The sequence below is a fragment of the Bacillus sp. MMSF_3353 genome, assembly GCF_030733445.1.
Lineage (GTDB): Bacteria > Bacillota > Bacilli > Bacillales > Bacillaceae_G > Bacillus_A > Bacillus_A wiedmannii.
Genome location: NZ_JASHJA010000001.1, coordinates 26,495 through 42,753, shown reverse-complemented (window position 1 = coordinate 42,753; position 16,259 = coordinate 26,495). Strand labels below are relative to the sequence as shown.

Below are 16,259 nucleotides of genomic sequence, written 5' to 3'. Positions count from 1 at the left end.
AGTTTATAAAAATCGAACTTGTGTTCGTTTTTATATTATCATTGTTTGGCATTTCATTCAACTATTTCCTTCACTGTTTTCAAAATTATTTTGACGGAATCTCCATCTCTTGTTTTCTAAGTTCAATACGGCGAATTTTTCCGGAAATCGTTTTCGGTAGTTCATCTACAAATTCAATTTTGCGAGGGTATTTATATGGTGCAGTGAGTTCTTTGACGTGTTGTTGGAGTACTGGAATTAATGTTTCTTCATTCTTGTCTATATTCTCTCTTAATACGATAAATGCCTTCACGACACTTCCGCGAATTTCATCAGGGCTTGCGACAACCGCACACTCTCTTACGTAAGGGTGTTTTACAAGCGCATCTTCTACTTCAAACGGCCCAATTGTATAACCAGAGCTAATAATAATATCATCACCGCGCCCTTCAAACCAGAAATAGCCGTCTTCATCTTTCTTCGCTTTATCACCGGTAATATAATAATCACCGCGGAATTGCATCGCTGTGCGCTCATCGTCTTTATAATATTGTTTAAAGAGGGCTGGCGTTTCAATGTGAACTGCGATATCACCAACTTCTCCTACCTGTACCGGAATACCTTCTTCATCTACAATATCAACGTGGTTGCCTGGCGTTGGTTTTCCCATTGATCCCGGTCTAATATCCATCCCTTTCATTACACCAACAAGCAATGTATTTTCCGTTTGCCCGTAGCCGTCTCTTACTGTAATATTAAAGTGCTTTTGGAACGTTTCAATGACTTCTCTATTTAATGGCTCACCTGCGGATACAGCGCTATGTAACGCTTCTAAATTGTACTCACTTAAGTCTTCTACTTTTGCCATTAATCTATACTCAGTCGGCGTACAACAAAGCACATTCACCTTATTATCACCTAATAAGTTTAAATACGTTTTTGGTTCAAATTTACCGTTGTATACAAATCCTGTCGCTCCTGATCCGAGAGTTGCTAAAAACGGGCTCCAAATCCACTTTTGCCAACCTGGACTAGCCGTCGCCCATACAACATCATCCTCTTCAATTCCGAGCCAATTTGGAGCGCTCGTGCGCAAATGAGCGTATGCCCACGCATGCGTATGAACAACACCTTTTGGGTTTCCTGTCGTTCCTGACGTGTAAGATAAAAAGACCATATCTTCTTTATCAGTCTTCGCCATTTCTAACATGTCACTTTCTGTTTCTAACGCTGTTTTTAAATTAATCCATCCATCTACTGACTGCTCGCTCAGAACGAATTTTTGAAGAGATTCCATCGCTTCTATATCATCAAACTGCCCAATGTACGGCTCATAACTTACGATTGCTTTTACTTCCCCGTGCCCAATGCGATATTCTATATCCTTTTTGCGCAACATTTCCGAACTCGGAATTACGACAAATCCTGCTTTAATCGCAGCGATATACGTCATGTACGCTTCAATTAAGCGCGGCATCATAATGAGGAGCTTGTCCCCTTTTTGCAGACCACTCTTTATAAAAGCGTTTCCAATTTTATTCGCACCTTTCATAAGCTCAGCGTATGTAACTTCTCGTCTATTCCCTTTATCATCTTGCCAAATTAAAGCAAGCTTATCTTTATCACCTGTATATTTCTCTATTTCAGAAACTAAATTATAAGACGGTGGCGCCAACAATTCCTCTCTCTTCATACAATATCCTCCTCCATTTCTATGCCTCCCTTATATAATAAAGAATTTTCAGTTAATTTTGAACCCTCTTCTTTTGACAAATTTTTTATGTCTATGTCGAAATGAATGTATACCGATGCAAACAACAAAAAGAAAGAGCGGGAAAACCCGCTCTTTCTAAGCCATCTTATATGGGATTATTTTTGGTAACCACCTAATTGTTGCTCAGCTAGTGAAACTAGACGTTTAGTGATTTCACCACCAACAGAACCGTTAGCGCGAGCTGTTGCATCTGCTCCAAGTTGAACACCAAACTCTTGAGCGATTTCGTATTTCATTTGGTCTAATGCTGATTCAGCACCAGGAACCGCTAATTTATTTGTGCTACGTGACATGTTATATCACCTCCTTGTGAGTATAGAGTGTGATAAATAACATGACTTCATACACGTTTTAGATATGGTAATTTATGGTTTTAGAAAAGTTCTTCGAATTTGTCTTCTTCCGCCACTACTTCTACCGTTTGTAATACCATTGTTTCTTTGTTCGCTACAGCTTCATCGATTAATGGTGTGAAATCGTATTTCGCTTCAAAACGATTCGCTTTTTCACGCTTTGGCTTCGTCGATGGGCTTGCTGGTGTGAATACTGTACAGCAATCTTCGTACGGACGAATTGAAATATCATATGTGCCGATTTCTTCAGCGATTTTAATAATTTCTAATTTATCCATCGTAATAAGTGGACGAATAACCGGATAGTTTGTTACCTCGTTGATTGTATGCATACTATCTAACGTTTGGCTTGCTACTTGTCCAAGACTTTCACCAGTCGTAATTGCAAGTGCATTACGCTCCTCTGCGATACGCTCTGTAATACGCATCATCATACGGCGCATAACTGTCATTGAATAGCTAGATGGAATTTCTTTATTAATCGTTTTTTGCACTTCTGTAAATGGAACAAGGTGAAGCGTTACACGTTTACAGTACTTCGTTAACTCTTGTGCTAAATCGATTACTTTTTGTTTTGCACGCTCGCTTGTGAAAGGTGGGCTATGGAAATGAACTGCTTCCACAGACACGCCGCGTTTCATCGTTAAGTACGTTGCTACTGGGCTATCGATACCACCAGAAAGAAGTACCATTACTTTTCCGCCAACACCAACTGGTAAACCACCAGCTCCCATATGCTCACCACACATAATATAGCTGTAACCACTGCGAATTTCTATACGTACATTCACATCTGGATTATGAACATCTACTGTGATATCCTCTGTATTTTCTAAAATGTGTCCACCGATTTCTGGAAGTAACTCCATCGTCTTCATTGGGAAGCGCTTATCAGAACGGTGCACTGTAATTTTAAAAGTTTTCACATCATCTTTTACTTGTAAGAAAGCTGCTAATGCACCCTTTTTAATATCTTCTAATTCTGATGGTACTTTCATCGCTAAGTTAAACTTATGAATACCGAATACATCTTTCAATCTTTCAGAAATTGCTTCATGGTCTTCGCCATTTAATTGAATGTACATACGGTCATGCGTTGCATCGATTTTAATATTTGGGAACTTTTTCAGCTTGAACTTTACGTTATCTTTCAATGTGCTTACAAATTTAGAGCGGTTCTTACCTTTAGTCGTCATCTCTCCATAACGAACTAAAATATATTCATATGTCATCATATTCCTTTACCTCATCACTTCATATAATTTTGGCATCGTCTCTTTCACAATACCTTCAAATTGTTTTACTTCTTCCATCGTGTTTTCTGGTGCCAAACTAATACGAATAGCACTTGCAGCAGCGGCATGGGGTACTCCCATTGACACTAACACTCTGCTCACTTCATTTGCTTTTGAAGAACAAGCAGACTTCGTCGATACATATACACCGTGCTCTTCTAAAGCATGAACGACCACTTCTGGTTTTAAACCAACAAATGACACATTTAAAATGTGCGGTGCTGCATATGCAAGCGACGTATTAATCGTTACATCTTCCATCTCTTTCAAGAAACGGACAAGCTCTGTTTGTAAATTTTGCAAATGAGCTATCTTTTCTTTCACTTGTTCCATTGTCATGCGAAGTGCTTTCACCATCGCTACAATGCCAGGTAAGTTTTCTGTACCAGAGCGATACTTAAGCTCTTGTTGACCACCTGATAAAATTGGATCTAATCTTACGCCATCACGTACATAAAGAAGACCCGTTCCTTTTACACTGTGGAATTTATGTCCAGATATTGAGCAAAGATCAATATGAGAAGCATATAAATCAAGCGGTACTTTTCCTATCCCTTGTACATGGTCCACATGGAATCTTATTTTCGGATAGTTCGATAATAACGTTCCAATTTCAGCAACAGGCTGAATTGCTCCAGTCTCGTTGTTCACGTGAATAATTGACACAAGAATCGTATCTTCACGAAGTGCTCGTTTTACATCCTCTACCGATACAACACCATGCTCATTAACCGGTAAATATGTTACATCAAAACCGAGATCTTCTAATTGTTTATATGCTTCAAACACAGACGCGTGTTCAATATTTGTTGTAATAATATGTTTACCGCGCGAACGATTCCTCATCGCTATTCCTTTAATCGCAAGGTTATTCCCTTCCGTTCCACCTGATGTGAAAATAATCTCAGAAGGTTTAACGTGAAGAAGCTGCGCTGCAATCGTTCTTGATTGTGTTAATAGACGCTCTGCCTCTCCTCCAAGCGAATGAATAGAAGAAGGGTTTCCAAAATATTTTCCAGCAACCGTTACGTACGATTGAAGGGCTTCTGGATATGGCTTCGTCGTCGCACTATTATCAAAATAGATCATCGTTCTTCCCCTTTCAGCGCTATCACATCATATAATCATATCACAAATACGTGTAATTACGCTAAGACTACTCAAAGGTTCCATTTTATCCCGATTGTGAAGGCCGATAATTAGCGAGGATGACCCTACTGACTACAGTTTCACTATATTTTAAAACGAATAACCTTACTGTATTCCGCTATTCATTATAGCAACATCGTCCCCAAAATTACACAAAAAAACAAACCCTTATGAAAGGGTTTGTTCATTGTCTACATATTCAGCTATTTTTTGAACAACGCCAGGTTCAAGTTGCTCTAGTACAGAAGCCGCTTGTTCTAAAGCTGCATCGTATTGATATTCACGGAATAATTTCTCCGCATAATTTAAGCTCTCTGCAAGGTTCTCATCATGACTGCGGTAACGATTACCGTATTGAATTAATTTTTCAACTAAATACGCTTGTCCAATTAACTCTTCTGTCATTTCAGCTACACCATTAACAGTTGTGTACGCTTCTTCTAAACTGCTATTTACAGCATTCATATTTAACGGTTTCACTTCTAACTGTTCATATACAGCTTGCATTGCCATTTGTCCTCTTTGTAAATCTTCCATAATGCTTTCTGGAAGACCTGGCAAATTCGACTTTTGCATAAAACGTTTCGTTTCAAAAATGATATTTCGCATTTCTTGTAACTTCTCACGTGCTTCAAATTCTTCTTTACGCATCGTTTGCAGCATTTCTTTATATTCTGCATGAAGTACTTTTAACGTTTCACATTGCTCATAAACCTCTTCTAGTTCCTCACGAATAATAGAGAAGGCTATATCTTGTTCCGCAACTCGTAATCGCAGCATTTCAAAACGTTTCGTTAAAATATGCATTTGCTTTTCAATTACTTTTTGAGACTCAATGTCCTTATCTTGTAGCTGATAACTTTGTTTCACAAGTTGTGTTTCTGCTTTTGTTTCAATCGTTTCAGTACGAATTTCTTCTAAGTCTTCATAAACAGAAAGTGTTTTTTGCTCCACATAATGTCTCGCATGTACTTCTTGTTCCAGTTGATCATAGAAGCCATCTAAACGCGTTTTTAAGTTTTCTACTTTTTCAGCGGCTTCTGTTATATGAAGCTCCTGTATATCCATTAAACATGTGTGTAGTTGTGTCGTCATATCACGAACTTCTTTAGGGACTTCCAAATACTCTAATACATAACCTTGTCTTACCATATCATTATGTCCTTGTAATAAATCTTCCAGCTGAACTGGTAACGTCGCTTGACACTCTACCAATAAATCCGGAATTTGATGAATAATGATTTCTAAGCTTGCCAAACCTTCTTCTAAACTAATAACAATTTCTCTCGCTTTTAAATAGTCACCATTATCTGTTGCCTCTTCAAAGCTTTTAAACTTATTAGATTCAGCATCTAGCATCTCTTCGATTTTCTGCTCTGCTGCTCCATACATATGTCTATGAGCAAGAACACTCTTCTTCATACTACGATATGTATCACGTAACTCTTCAATTTCCGAGCTATTTTTTTCATGGCTTTCTAATAATTGCTGTAATTCATTTAAAATATCTGTAATACGATTATCAGCGTCATCTAAACCACTTATGGATTCATTCATCGCATGCTTTGCTTTTCGGAAGGAGAATTGCGAGGCGAATTTTCGCGCTTGCGCTAAATCTTTGTCTGCTTTCGGAAGGGTTGTTGATACAATCTCATCCCATTCTTCACGCCATTTACCAAACAGTTCTTCTGTTTGACCCGTCATGTTTAAATCTTTCACCCGTTTTAGTTCATCTGCCACAGGTTTATCTTTTATCTCTTGTTTCCACTGCTCCAGTGCTTCAATATCTTTATATGAACGATTTCTTATCACAAGCTCTATCATGAGCAGCACTAGAATAGAGCTTACTACAATGATAACGATCGTCAGGATAGAATCCATGCAAAAAAGCCTCCTAGTTATATCTCTTTTTTTGTCCGTTCCGTTTATGAAATGGAAGGCATTATGTATAAAAAGGGAATCCCCCTATATTTAACAACTAACAATGTACTAATCATACCATGTAATGGCTTGTTTTTGACCTAGTTTTTTTTAAAATTTCATGTTTCTTTCAATGCAATTGTAATCTTTCTCAATCTTCTGTTTGGATTAGCTTCCATCATCAAATGATTGCAATAACGGGTTCTCTTCCATATGGGATACGAAATAAATTTTGCGTGCAAGTGGTGGTTCAATAGAAATCGCATGCACATTCCCTTGCTTTACCGCTTGCTTTACTGACATTTCTGGAAGTAACGTAATACCAAGTCCAGCTCCGACCATCGCAAGCATCGGTTCTGCATAAGAAGTTTCAAATGCAATGATTGGTTTCGCACCTATCCCCTGAAACATATTCGTAATCATTTTCCTTACATCACAGATTTCTGGGTATACGATTAACTTTTCATTTTGCAAATCTTCCATTCGGATCACTGTTTTCTCTTTATAAAGATGATCATTTGAAACGACACAAACAATTTTTTCTACTCGCATTTCTTTTATACACGTAGCGTCTTCTACTACTGAATCGACGAACATCGCTTCAATCTTCCGTTCTTTAAAGAGTCCCATTAGTACTTTCGTATGCTCAATTTTCCATTCTACTTCGAATCCGTCACCTAATACATCTTTACATTTTGATATGTAATGAGCTGCTAAACTTGGCAATATGCCTATAGAAATTTTCCGCTTCTCTTGAAAATTCTTCATTTCGGCTTTCACTTCATATATGTGTTCCAAAATCGGTAACATTCTTGTTATAAATAACTCTCCAGCTTCTGTTAACTCCACTCCTTGTGCGGAACGCTTCAGTAAAGTAACCTCTAAGCCCGCTTCTAACCTTTGAATTTGTTTACTAAGCGCCGGTTGAGAAATATGTAAAAGCTTACTCGCCTTTGATAAACTTCGCGTATTCTTTACTTCAAGAAACGATCGTACTGCCTCCAAATCCATCGTACACACCTCTAACATAAAGTTATAACTGTCATAAAAAATCGATATTTCCTTCTATAAACAATTACTCTTTATACTTATTTCATCAACTTACTATAACGAAATGTAAAGGGGAAAGATACTCTTGGACAAAAAACAAATGCTACTCGGATCCCTCCTATGCTTACTTGCCGTAACGGCTTGGGGATTTATGTTTCCTGTCATGGCAAATGCCCTGCAGTTTATTGATCCGTTCTTCTTCACAACTATCCGATACGGATCAGCAGCTATTATTTTTCTTATTTTGCTATTCATTACTGAAGGAAAAACTTCACTCCGCTTAGAGAAAAGAACACTTTCGTTATTCTTTTACGGAACAGTCGGTTTCGCTGGATATGGTTTTCTCATTTTTTACGGCCAACAACTTGCTGGGCCTTCTGGGGCCATTCATGCTGCGATGATTCAGTCTCTTATGCCACTCATCGCTTTATTATTGCAGTGGATAACAAAAAACAAACGCCCACAAAACTACACATTCCTTTGTATGTTCGTTGCATTGCTCGGTGTTATGCTCGTCATTTCAAAAGGAAATATTCACTTATTATTTGGATCTGCCAGTCACCTCTCAACAAATATACTTATGCTATGCGGTGTTACTTGCTGGGTCATTTACACGAACGGTGGTGCTCGTTTTCAATCTTGGTCACCACTTCGATATACGACGTTAACTTGTTTATTCGGCTCCATTTCACTCATCGTTATTGTCGCTTTCTTCACGTACACAAACATCGTTACTATGCCGTCACTTCGTACCATTATGAGCGTTCGTTTTGAACTCTTGTATATGTCGATTGTTGCAGGTGTTATCGCTGTATTTTGCTGGAACACAGGAAATCGCTATATTTCATCTATTAACGGCATATTATTTATGAATTTAGTTCCTGTACTTGCACTTATCGGTTCCATCTTTCGAGGTTATACAGTCGACAAAATTGAAATTGCCGGAGCCTCATTAACAATTATTGCGCTATTATGCAACAATGCATGGCAAAGGAAAGAAAGCACAAAAATCCCCACCTCAGTTCGTTAGGTGGGGATTTTTCACATATGAACAGCTCTTGGCAATTCATAGTACATATTCGTTATACATAATGTTTGCTCCATCCATTGTTCAATTTCTTTCGTGTACATTTCTATGAAAAATGTCTCGGACGGAAAAGAATGCAGCACTTCTGATATATATTGTGGATATAAAAACGGCATATTCATCATACCTTTTAATTGCGTCATAAACATTGTAAAAGATACCTTTTTAAACTCTTGCTTCATTTGTCCCTGTCTAATCATTTGCTCTATATAATATCTTTCTTTAGAAAAGTAAATGGTCATCACTTCGCGAATTAATGTCGTATCAAGTGAAAGCTCTCGGTAGAAGAAACGTGTCAGTTCCCTATTTTCAAATTGATATCGTAAAATCTCACGCACCATTTGCACCATCACATCTTTAGCAGACAAATATTCTCTCTGTTCGAACGACATTTCAATCACATGAATATATCCTTCTAAAAAGTCAGTAATAAGCTGTTCTAATAAACCTTGCTTTCCAGCAAAATAATATGAAATATTCGCTACATTCACATCCGCTCGCTTTGCAATTTCTCGCACCGACGTTCCATCATAACCTTTCGTGTTAAACAACGATATTGCCGCATCAATTACTTTTTGTTTCGTCTGTTTCATGCGCTCACTTCCTCTCACTGAACAGCTATAGTTTAAATTTCTTGACTTTTAAGACAAATTCCTTTAATTTTCTATCGACAAAGTCATGTGAAATACATTGTATTTTGCTAATATTTTACACATCTCGATAAAAAGGGAGTTGTTTCCATGTTTACAAAAGAAAGTTATGCAGGTTCTCGTGAAGAGCAATACGAGACAGTAATTAAACAACTGGATGCATTATTAACTGGCGAACCGAACGTAGTCGCAAACTTATCAAATGCGTCCGCATTATTAAATCAATTTTTAGATCGTGTGAATTGGGTTGGCTTTTATGTAACAGACGGAAATCAGCTTGTTCTTGGACCTTTCCAAGGAATGCCTGCTTGCGTGCGCATTCCATTTGGACGAGGCGTTTGCGGCGTTGCAGCTGAAACAAAAACAACGCAGCTTGTAGCAGACGTTCACCAATTTCCAGGACATATCGCTTGCGACAGTGCTTCGAATTCAGAAATCGTTGTACCGATCGTGAAAGAAGGAAATGTCATTGGTGTACTTGATATTGATAGCCCTGAAAAAAATCGTTTTGATGAAGTAGATCAGCGCTATTTAGAAAAGTTTGTGGAAACACTCCTAAAACATATTTAAAAAAGAAAAGAGTGAGTTATCGATTGCGTACATCACGTACGAAACCGATAGCTCACTCTTTTTTATTGATTACTAACAGTAGATACTTTCTTTAGTGCCTGTTCTAAATCAGAAACGATATCTTCCCATGATTCTAAACCGACAGATAAACGTATTAAATTATCGTAAATACCCATTTCTTGTCTTAGCTCAGTTGGAATCGCAGCGTGTGTCATCGTTGCTGGGTGCTGAATTAACGTTTCTGTATCCCCTAAACTTACGGCAATTGTAATAAAGTGAAGGTCATTGATAAACGCTTGCGTCTCTTCTTTTCCGCCTTTAATTGAAAAAGAAATCACACCACCGCCCCGTTTCATTTGGCGAGATGCTAACTCCCCTTCTGGATACCAAACACCTTCTACCGCATCATGATTTTTCAGAAACGAGACAATTTTTTCTGCATTATCACAATGACGGTCCATCCTTACCGCTAACGTCTTTAATCCACGTAACAATAACCACGCATCAAACGGCGCCATAATGCCGCCGATATCTTTACGCATCGGGCGAATTTTTTCAGCTAATGCTTTCGTTTTACAAATCGTTACACCCGCCACAACATCGCCATGACCACCAATATATTTTGTCGCACTATGAACAACCGCATCACAACCAAGTTCAAGCGGTCTTTGTAAATAAGGTGAACAAAACGTATTATCAACAACGACAAGTAAGCCATTTCGCTTCGCAACCCGAATAACTTGTTTTAAATCGATTAATTTCATCGTTGGATTAATCGGTGTTTCAACGAAAATAATCTTTGTATTCGGACGGATTTTATTTTCGACATCATCCTCTGTCTCCATATCACAAAACGAATGCGTAATCATAAATTTCTCTTCTAACACTTCTAAAAAACCGTACGTGCACCCGTATAATCCATTTGAACAAATAATATGATCTCCAGCTTTTAAAAAGCCAATTAACGTTGCTGAAATAGCTGCCATTCCTGATCCGAAAGCAAGTGCTTCTTCTCCTCCTTCTAACACCGCCATACGTTCTTCAAATAATTTTACAGTTGGATTTCCAAGTCTTGAGTAAATATAAGACGGATCCACTCCCGCAAAACTCGCCTCTCCTTGCTGCGCAGTCTCAAATGTAAATGTAGACGTTTGAAATAACGGTGGTGTTAAACTTCCTTTATGTTCCTCAGATGTATACCCGTGATGAATTAACGCTGTCTCCATATGCTTCTTTTTCATAAAAACATCCCCTTTTATGTTTTTATTCCCGCATATTCATCAACAAAAAATTAATGAACATTTTTTACTATATTTTATGTAAGCGTTTCATTTGTGTTTCTATCACTTCTTTTATATCGTTTTAAATTCCTTCTTGTTCATTTCCAAAATTTATATGCATAAAACAAAAACGTACTTGCTTGACGAAACTCTGGGTAAAAGATATAATAGCGTTTGTGTAAAATAAAAAGGCAGCCTTGTAATGTGAGTTTATCGTTTGTATTTTGTTCCTCTACGGAGGTGTATCTCGTAACTCCCTGCTGCTGGAGCGAAGGTACATGAAAACAAAATGCCCGTAAATATCGATTACGTCTGTTTTTATTTTACGTAAATAAAAACATTTTTAAAGGAGGAGTCAACTATGGCTCGTTATACAGGTCCAGCTTGGAAACTGTCTCGTCGTCTTGGAATCTCTCTAAGCGGCACAGGAAAAGAATTAGAAAAACGCCCTTACGCACCAGGTCCTCACGGTCCTAACCAACGTAAGAAACTTTCAGAATACGGTTTACAATTACAAGAGAAACAAAAACTTCGTCACATGTACGGCATGACTGAGCGTCAATTCCGTCGCACATTTGACCAAGCAGGTAAAATGCCTGGTAAGCACGGCGAAAACTTCATGATCCTTCTTGAAGCTCGTCTTGACAACCTAGTTTACCGTATGGGCTTAGCTCGCACTCGTCGTGCAGCTCGCCAATTAGTAAACCACGGCCACATCACAGTTGATGGATCTCGCGTAGATATCCCATCTTACCGTGTAAAACCTGGTCAAACAATCAGCGTTCGCGAAAAATCTAACAGCCTTGTTGTTGTTAAAGAAGCGATCGAAGTTAACAACTTCGTACCAGAATACTTAACTTTCGATGCTGATAAATTAGAAGCTACTTACACTCGTCACGCTGAGCGTTCTGAGTTAGCAGCTGAAATCAACGAAGCATTAATCGTAGAGTTCTACTCTCGTTAATGACAAAAAGCCAATCCTCTGGATTGGCTTTTTTCGTTTATATATAAAATAAAATTATTTATTTTCCTCTTGTTGAACGTATACATAAGCATCTTTCTGCTCTTTATGTACATCCACCTTCGAATTCTCTGCAAGCTGACCCGCGTTTAGCAAAGAAAAAATAATGAGCGCTTCTAGTGACATTTTGTTTTACCACTCCTTTCTAGTTGTTATACATTTATCATACCGCTTACATGTGATTTCCGTATGAACTCGAAAAGGAGATTACAACAAAAAGGTTACAGGAATACGAATGCACGCTATAATAACCATAAAATAGGGGGTTGATTCATTTTGACAATAAATCAAATGGTTCAATTAGGTAGTGCATGTATGCTGTTTATTACTTCCGCACTTATTAATTGGTATCAGGGAAGTAATTTAATAGATGATCCTGATGAATGGAAATATAGCGCTAAGTTTACGAATTACTTTAAAGGCACCGTTTCAAGTTACGAAGATATTTATCAAATCGATTTCTTTATATATGCAGCAAAATTTTATCCAACAGCATTTATTGTTATGCTCAGTAGCTTACTTTATATGCTCATATTAATTCTTCATATTCTATTTACAAGAACTCGTAAGGTAATCTAAATTCATACATAAAAAAACCCGAATCATAAACTTTTCAGCCTACAATTCGGGGTACTATTTGTTTTATATTCGTTTCTGATTAGTAACGAATTAAGAAATATTTCTTTTTACCGCGGCGAATGATTGTGAATTTACCTTCGATGCGGTCGTTTTCTGTTACAACGTAGTCTAATGCTTGTGTACGCTCACCGTTTACGTAGATTGCGCCGTTCGTTACATCTTCACGTGCTTGACGTTTTGATGGAGAGATTTTGCTTTCTACAAGTAAGTCGATTAATACTGTATCTTCTGCAGTACGTTCTACAGATGGTACGTCTTTGAACCCTTGTTCGATTTCGCTTGCAGTCAGTTCTGCTACAGAACCGCTGAATAATGCAGCTGAAATTTTAATCGCTTGCTCTAATGCTTCTTCGCCGTGAACAAGTTTTGTCATTTCAGCACCTAATGCTTTTTGTGCTGCACGTTTTTCTGGTGCTTCAGCTACTTGCTTCTCAAGCTCAAGAATTTCTTCATGAGATAAGAATGTGAAGTATTTTAAGTATTTAACAACGTCGCGGTCATCTGTGTTAATCCAGAATTGGTAGAACTCGTAAGGAGTTGTTTTTTCTGGGTCTAACCAAATTGCGCCGCCTTCTGTTTTACCAAACTTCGTACCGTCAGATTTCGTAACTAGTGGAATTGTTAAACCAAATGCTTTCGCATCTTCTTCTGATTTACGGATTAATTCAAGACCAGCTGTAATGTTACCCCATTGGTCACTACCACCGATTTGCAAGCGGCAATTATGGTTTTGGTATAAGTTTAAGAAGTCGTATGATTGTAAAATCATATAACTAAACTCAGTGAATGAAATACCAGTATCTAAACGAGATGCTACTGTATCTTTTGCTAACATATAGTTTAAACCGAAGTTTTTACCGATATCGCGTAAGAATGAAATTACATCTAAGTTACCAAGCCAGTCATAGTTGTTAGCCATTGTTGCTGGGTTGTCCACGTTTTCAAACTCTAAGAAGTTTGAAAGTTGGTTTTTAATGCTTTCTGTGTAGTAAGCAACTGTATCTTTCGTATTTAATGTACGTTCTGCTTTTTTACCACTTGGGTCACCGATCATACCAGTACCACCGCCAACAAGTGCAATTGGTTGGTGACCAGCTAATTGGAAGCGACGTAACATTAATACTGGTAACATATGACCGATGTGTAAGCTATCCGCTGTCGGATCGAAACCACAGTATAATTTAACGCTTTCTTTTTCTAATAATTGCTCAAGTCCCTCAGCGTCTGTTTGCTGATTAATTAGACCGCGAAATTCAAGATCTTGTAAAATACCCATATCCTACATACTCTCCTTTAAGTTCATTACTGGCGTGAAGGTTGAAAACATAAAAAAATCGCCCCTTCAAATAAGGGACGATTTTGATTATCGCGTTACCACCCTAGTTGCAGGCAAAAAAAAGCCTACCACCTTATTTACATAACGGCTTAGCACCGTCTTTTCCCTTTTGAATACAATTCAATCGAAAAAAGATGCTCTAGGGGCGTAATTCGCGATCATCTATGTGCTGATTTTCACCGGCCATCAGCTCTCTAAAACAGGGAAATGATCACTACTTCTCCCTTTCCACGCTCAATTATTCATATACTTTTCTTTATACCATCATTTATATAGGCGTGTCAAATAGAGGTCGAGTTTCTCTTCTTGCTAATCCTTTACAACGTCGCAAAGAGTATCGTAATAAGAGAAAGAATTGGAACTCCAACTAATAACGATACATGAAACACAACAGATAAATCGTTCCCAATCGTCGCCTCCACAGGATCTTTCGCTGGAGAACCAAGAAATCCGATTAATCGATCGAAGCGACTTACCGTTTTTGGAAAATCTGGTATTTCTACATAATCACTATCTAAATGCTGCTTTAATTTATATTCACTTTTAAAGGGATTTTCGCTCAATTTCATCCACCTCCAGCAATTGTTTCAATTTCTTTATCCCGTTATGAAGTCTCGACTTCACTGTTCCAATCGGAATGTTTAATATCTCAGCAATCTCTTTTTGCTGCATATCATGATAATAAGAAAGAATAAGGACAGCTCGCTGCTCTTCCGGAACTTTCAAAATTGCTTCTCTTACTGTGAGCCGATCTTCGTGGGAAAATTCTTTTTCCTGAATCGGCACTAAAAATGGCAAAAGCGTATGCCACTTTTTTCTTCTATTTAATTTATTAATCATGAGACGATAACCAATTTGAAATAAATACGTTTTTATTTTGCCTTTTTCAAGTTCATACATATGTTTCTTACGCTCTAACGTCAAAAACGTATCTTGCACAAGGTCGATACTTAATTGTTCATCTCGGTTAAATCGATACAAAAATGTGTATAGCGCTGGTTTGATTAAAACATATAGTTTTTCTCCCGCCTGTTTATCTCCACTTTGATACGCAAGCATGAGCTCCTCCTCAATCCCAATCTGCGCCATGATTTTTGATCTCCTTTATTCCTTTTAACGTTAACGAAATACGGGAAATTAAATATACACTTGCGACAATAATCCATACTTGTGATTGATTTGTAAAAAATTGAACATACGGGTTTTGTATTGTATGACTGGTTGAAACTAAAATATTTAATGCTTGCACACATATGCATGCATACACTGCAAGACAAGCCGAAATTGTATCAAATACATTCCAGCGAAAATACACTTTTGTTTTTGTAAAATCAATTTTATATCCATTTTTTCTTACTATATGTTTTCTATCAAATGGAATAATGATTGAAAACATAACAATCATCATGACCCCAGCTGTAATCATTGATACTTTAAATCCGATTGGCATCGGTAAGAAAAGACCACAAGAAAATACGACTATAATTCCAATTAAAGCAAAAGCAAGAAGTAATTTATTAGACATATAAAAGCCTCCCTCATCTATTCTTTCATAAATGTATACAGACGAGGAAGGCACTTCGTTCAAATATTATTTTATTTTTTTAATAATCTTCGCAGGATTTCCGCCAACTACTACATTATCCGGCACATCTTTCGTTACAACGGCGCCAGATGCGATCACCGCATTATCTCCAATTGTTACACCAGGATTAATAATCGCTCTTCCGCCAATCCATACGTTATCACCAATTGTAACTGGTTTCCCGTATTCTGATCCGCTTATGCGCTCTACTGGATCAAGCGGGTGTGTTGCTGTATAAATGTGAACTCCTGGAGCTAACATACAGTTCACTCCGATTGTCACCGGGCATACGTCTAAAATGGTACAGTCAAAGTTCGCGTAAAAATTTTCGCCAACGTGAATGTTATAGCCATAATCACATCTAAAAGAAGATTCAAGATGAATGTTATCTCCAGTCGTTCCGAATAGTTCTTTTACGATTTCGCTACGCTCTTTTAATTGTACTTCTGGCGTTTCATTTAATTTTCTCGTTAATATACGAGCTTGCTCCCTCTCTTGAACTAAAACTGGATCAGCTGGTATGTACATTTCTCCTAGTATCATCTTTTCTTTTTCTGTTTTCATTTTATTA

The 16,259-nt window shown here is 37.7% G+C and carries 18 protein-coding genes and 1 other annotated feature; of the genes, 4 read left to right on the top strand and 14 right to left on the bottom strand.

The features are described 5' to 3' along the window. Nucleotides 1-85: 85 nt before the first annotated feature. From mbcS to RBB48_RS00215, 6 genes are all read right to left on the bottom strand, one after another. Entirely contained in the window at nt 86-1,672 is a 1,587-nt protein-coding gene (mbcS, locus tag RBB48_RS00240; protein ID WP_087985410.1) for an acyl-CoA synthetase MbcS, read from the bottom strand. A gap of 176 nt (nt 1,673-1,848) precedes the next feature. Next, entirely contained in the window at nt 1,849-2,046 is a 198-nt protein-coding gene (locus tag RBB48_RS00235) for an alpha/beta-type small acid-soluble spore protein (RefSeq protein ID WP_000091640.1), read from the bottom strand. A gap of 80 nt (nt 2,047-2,126) precedes the next feature. Next, nucleotides 2,127-3,341, bottom strand: a complete 1,215-nt coding sequence (gene thiI, locus RBB48_RS00230; protein ID WP_060486566.1) for a tRNA uracil 4-sulfurtransferase ThiI — start codon at nt 3,339-3,341, stop codon at nt 2,127-2,129. Between the two features lie 6 nt (nt 3,342-3,347). After that, nucleotides 3,348-4,490, bottom strand: a complete 1,143-nt coding sequence (locus tag RBB48_RS00225) for a cysteine desulfurase family protein (protein WP_064460176.1) — start codon at nt 4,488-4,490, stop codon at nt 3,348-3,350. A 228-nt stretch (nt 4,491-4,718) separates the two neighbouring features. Further along, nucleotides 4,719-6,431, bottom strand: coding sequence for a septation ring formation regulator EzrA (ezrA, locus tag RBB48_RS00220; RefSeq protein WP_060486568.1), 1,713 nt, complete (start codon nt 6,429-6,431; stop codon nt 4,719-4,721). Between the two features lie 207 nt (nt 6,432-6,638). Continuing rightward, complete coding sequence (locus tag RBB48_RS00215; RefSeq protein ID WP_088064571.1) at nt 6,639-7,481, bottom strand: LysR family transcriptional regulator; 843 nt, start codon at nt 7,479-7,481, stop codon at nt 6,639-6,641. Between the two features lie 124 nt (nt 7,482-7,605). Here RBB48_RS00215 and RBB48_RS00210 point away from each other — a divergent pair, with 124 nt between their 5' ends. Then, nucleotides 7,606-8,550 carry a DMT family transporter gene (locus tag RBB48_RS00210; protein WP_088609303.1) on the top strand — a complete coding sequence of 315 codons (945 nt, stop codon included), beginning with the start codon at nt 7,606-7,608 and terminating at the stop codon, nt 8,548-8,550. A gap of 11 nt (nt 8,551-8,561) precedes the next feature. Here the strand turns inward: RBB48_RS00210 and refZ are convergent, their stop codons facing one another. Further along, nucleotides 8,562-9,200, bottom strand: coding sequence for a forespore capture DNA-binding protein RefZ (gene refZ, locus RBB48_RS00205; RefSeq protein WP_087985414.1), 639 nt, complete (start codon nt 9,198-9,200; stop codon nt 8,562-8,564). 147 nt (nt 9,201-9,347) lie between these two features. Between refZ and RBB48_RS00200 the strand changes: the two genes are divergently transcribed. Then, a complete protein-coding gene (locus tag RBB48_RS00200) occupies nt 9,348-9,827 on the top strand; it encodes a GAF domain-containing protein (protein WP_087985415.1) in 480 nt (159 codons plus the stop codon). Nucleotides 9,828-9,889: 62 nt separating this feature from the next. Here RBB48_RS00200 and megL read toward each other — a convergent pair whose 3' ends face one another. Further along, nucleotides 9,890-11,068 (bottom strand): methionine gamma-lyase, encoded by a 1,179-nt coding sequence (gene megL / locus RBB48_RS00195; RefSeq protein WP_088609304.1) that lies wholly within the window; start codon nt 11,066-11,068, stop codon nt 9,890-9,892. Between the two features lie 400 nt (nt 11,069-11,468). On the opposite strand from megL, the gene rpsD reads away from it, so the two are divergent. Continuing rightward, nucleotides 11,469-12,071 (top strand): 30S ribosomal protein S4, encoded by a 603-nt coding sequence (gene rpsD / locus RBB48_RS00190; RefSeq protein ID WP_000135322.1) that lies wholly within the window; start codon nt 11,469-11,471, stop codon nt 12,069-12,071. 54 nt (nt 12,072-12,125) lie between these two features. Here rpsD and RBB48_RS00185 read toward each other — a convergent pair whose 3' ends face one another. After that, on the bottom strand, nt 12,126-12,254 hold the full coding sequence (locus RBB48_RS00185) for a transporter (protein ID WP_087985417.1): 129 nt from the start codon (nt 12,252-12,254) through the stop codon (nt 12,126-12,128). 150 nt (nt 12,255-12,404) lie between these two features. On the opposite strand from RBB48_RS00185, the gene RBB48_RS00180 reads away from it, so the two are divergent. After that, complete coding sequence (locus RBB48_RS00180) at nt 12,405-12,707, top strand: YjdJ family protein (RefSeq protein ID WP_088609305.1); 303 nt, start codon at nt 12,405-12,407, stop codon at nt 12,705-12,707. A gap of 79 nt (nt 12,708-12,786) precedes the next feature. Here RBB48_RS00180 and tyrS read toward each other — a convergent pair whose 3' ends face one another. The 5 genes from tyrS to RBB48_RS00155 all read right to left on the bottom strand — a co-directional run bounded on the left by tyrS (nt 12,787) and on the right by RBB48_RS00155 (nt 16,252). Continuing rightward, a complete protein-coding gene (gene tyrS / locus RBB48_RS00175) occupies nt 12,787-14,043 on the bottom strand; it encodes a tyrosine--tRNA ligase (RefSeq protein ID WP_046956195.1) in 1,257 nt (418 codons plus the stop codon). Nucleotides 14,044-14,113: 70 nt separating this feature from the next. After that, nucleotides 14,114-14,343: a binding site (T-box leader), on the bottom strand. A gap of 77 nt (nt 14,344-14,420) precedes the next feature. Further along, the gene (locus RBB48_RS00170) at nt 14,421-14,666 is read right to left on the bottom strand and encodes a hypothetical protein (protein ID WP_088064575.1); all 246 of its coding nucleotides are present in this window, start codon (nt 14,664-14,666) and stop codon (nt 14,421-14,423) included. After that, a complete protein-coding gene (locus RBB48_RS00165; protein ID WP_088064576.1) occupies nt 14,647-15,192 on the bottom strand; it encodes an RNA polymerase sigma factor in 546 nt (181 codons plus the stop codon). The genes RBB48_RS00170 and RBB48_RS00165 overlap by 20 nt, the downstream gene beginning before the upstream one ends. Further along, complete coding sequence (locus RBB48_RS00160; protein ID WP_306007300.1) at nt 15,173-15,628, bottom strand: hypothetical protein; 456 nt, start codon at nt 15,626-15,628, stop codon at nt 15,173-15,175. The genes RBB48_RS00165 and RBB48_RS00160 overlap by 20 nt, the downstream gene beginning before the upstream one ends. 66 nt (nt 15,629-15,694) lie before the next feature. Further along, the gene (locus RBB48_RS00155) at nt 15,695-16,252 is read right to left on the bottom strand and encodes a maltose acetyltransferase domain-containing protein (protein WP_000845594.1); all 558 of its coding nucleotides are present in this window, start codon (nt 16,250-16,252) and stop codon (nt 15,695-15,697) included. Nucleotides 16,253-16,259 lie beyond the last annotated feature (7 nt).

Excerpts from the sequence above, each read along its gene's own strand:
- mbcS (WP_087985410.1), bottom strand. The coding sequence starts at position 1,672 with ATGAAGAGAGAGGAATTGTTGGCGCCACCGTCTTATAATTTAGTTTCT.
- RBB48_RS00235 (WP_000091640.1), bottom strand. The coding sequence starts at position 2,046 with ATGTCACGTAGCACAAATAAATTAGCGGTTCCTGGTGCTGAATCAGCA.
- thiI (WP_060486566.1), bottom strand. The coding sequence starts at position 3,341 with ATGATGACATATGAATATATTTTAGTTCGTTATGGAGAGATGACGACT.
- RBB48_RS00225 (WP_064460176.1), bottom strand. The coding sequence starts at position 4,490 with ATGATCTATTTTGATAATAGTGCGACGACGAAGCCATATCCAGAAGCC.
- ezrA (WP_060486568.1), bottom strand. The coding sequence starts at position 6,431 with ATGGATTCTATCCTGACGATCGTTATCATTGTAGTAAGCTCTATTCTA.
- RBB48_RS00215 (WP_088064571.1), bottom strand. The coding sequence starts at position 7,481 with ATGGATTTGGAGGCAGTACGATCGTTTCTTGAAGTAAAGAATACGCGA.
- refZ (WP_087985414.1), bottom strand. The coding sequence starts at position 9,200 with ATGAAACAGACGAAACAAAAAGTAATTGATGCGGCAATATCGTTGTTT.
- RBB48_RS00200 (WP_087985415.1), top strand. The coding sequence starts at position 9,348 with ATGTTTACAAAAGAAAGTTATGCAGGTTCTCGTGAAGAGCAATACGAG.
- megL (WP_088609304.1), bottom strand. The coding sequence starts at position 11,068 with ATGAAAAAGAAGCATATGGAGACAGCGTTAATTCATCACGGGTATACA.
- rpsD (WP_000135322.1), top strand. The coding sequence starts at position 11,469 with ATGGCTCGTTATACAGGTCCAGCTTGGAAACTGTCTCGTCGTCTTGGA.
- RBB48_RS00185 (WP_087985417.1), bottom strand. The coding sequence starts at position 12,254 with ATGTCACTAGAAGCGCTCATTATTTTTTCTTTGCTAAACGCGGGTCAG.
- tyrS (WP_046956195.1), bottom strand. The coding sequence starts at position 14,043 with ATGGGTATTTTACAAGATCTTGAATTTCGCGGTCTAATTAATCAGCAA.
- RBB48_RS00165 (WP_088064576.1), bottom strand. The coding sequence starts at position 15,192 with ATGGCGCAGATTGGGATTGAGGAGGAGCTCATGCTTGCGTATCAAAGT.
- RBB48_RS00160 (WP_306007300.1), bottom strand. The coding sequence starts at position 15,628 with ATGTCTAATAAATTACTTCTTGCTTTTGCTTTAATTGGAATTATAGTC.
- RBB48_RS00155 (WP_000845594.1), bottom strand. The coding sequence starts at position 16,252 with ATGAAAACAGAAAAAGAAAAGATGATACTAGGAGAAATGTACATACCA.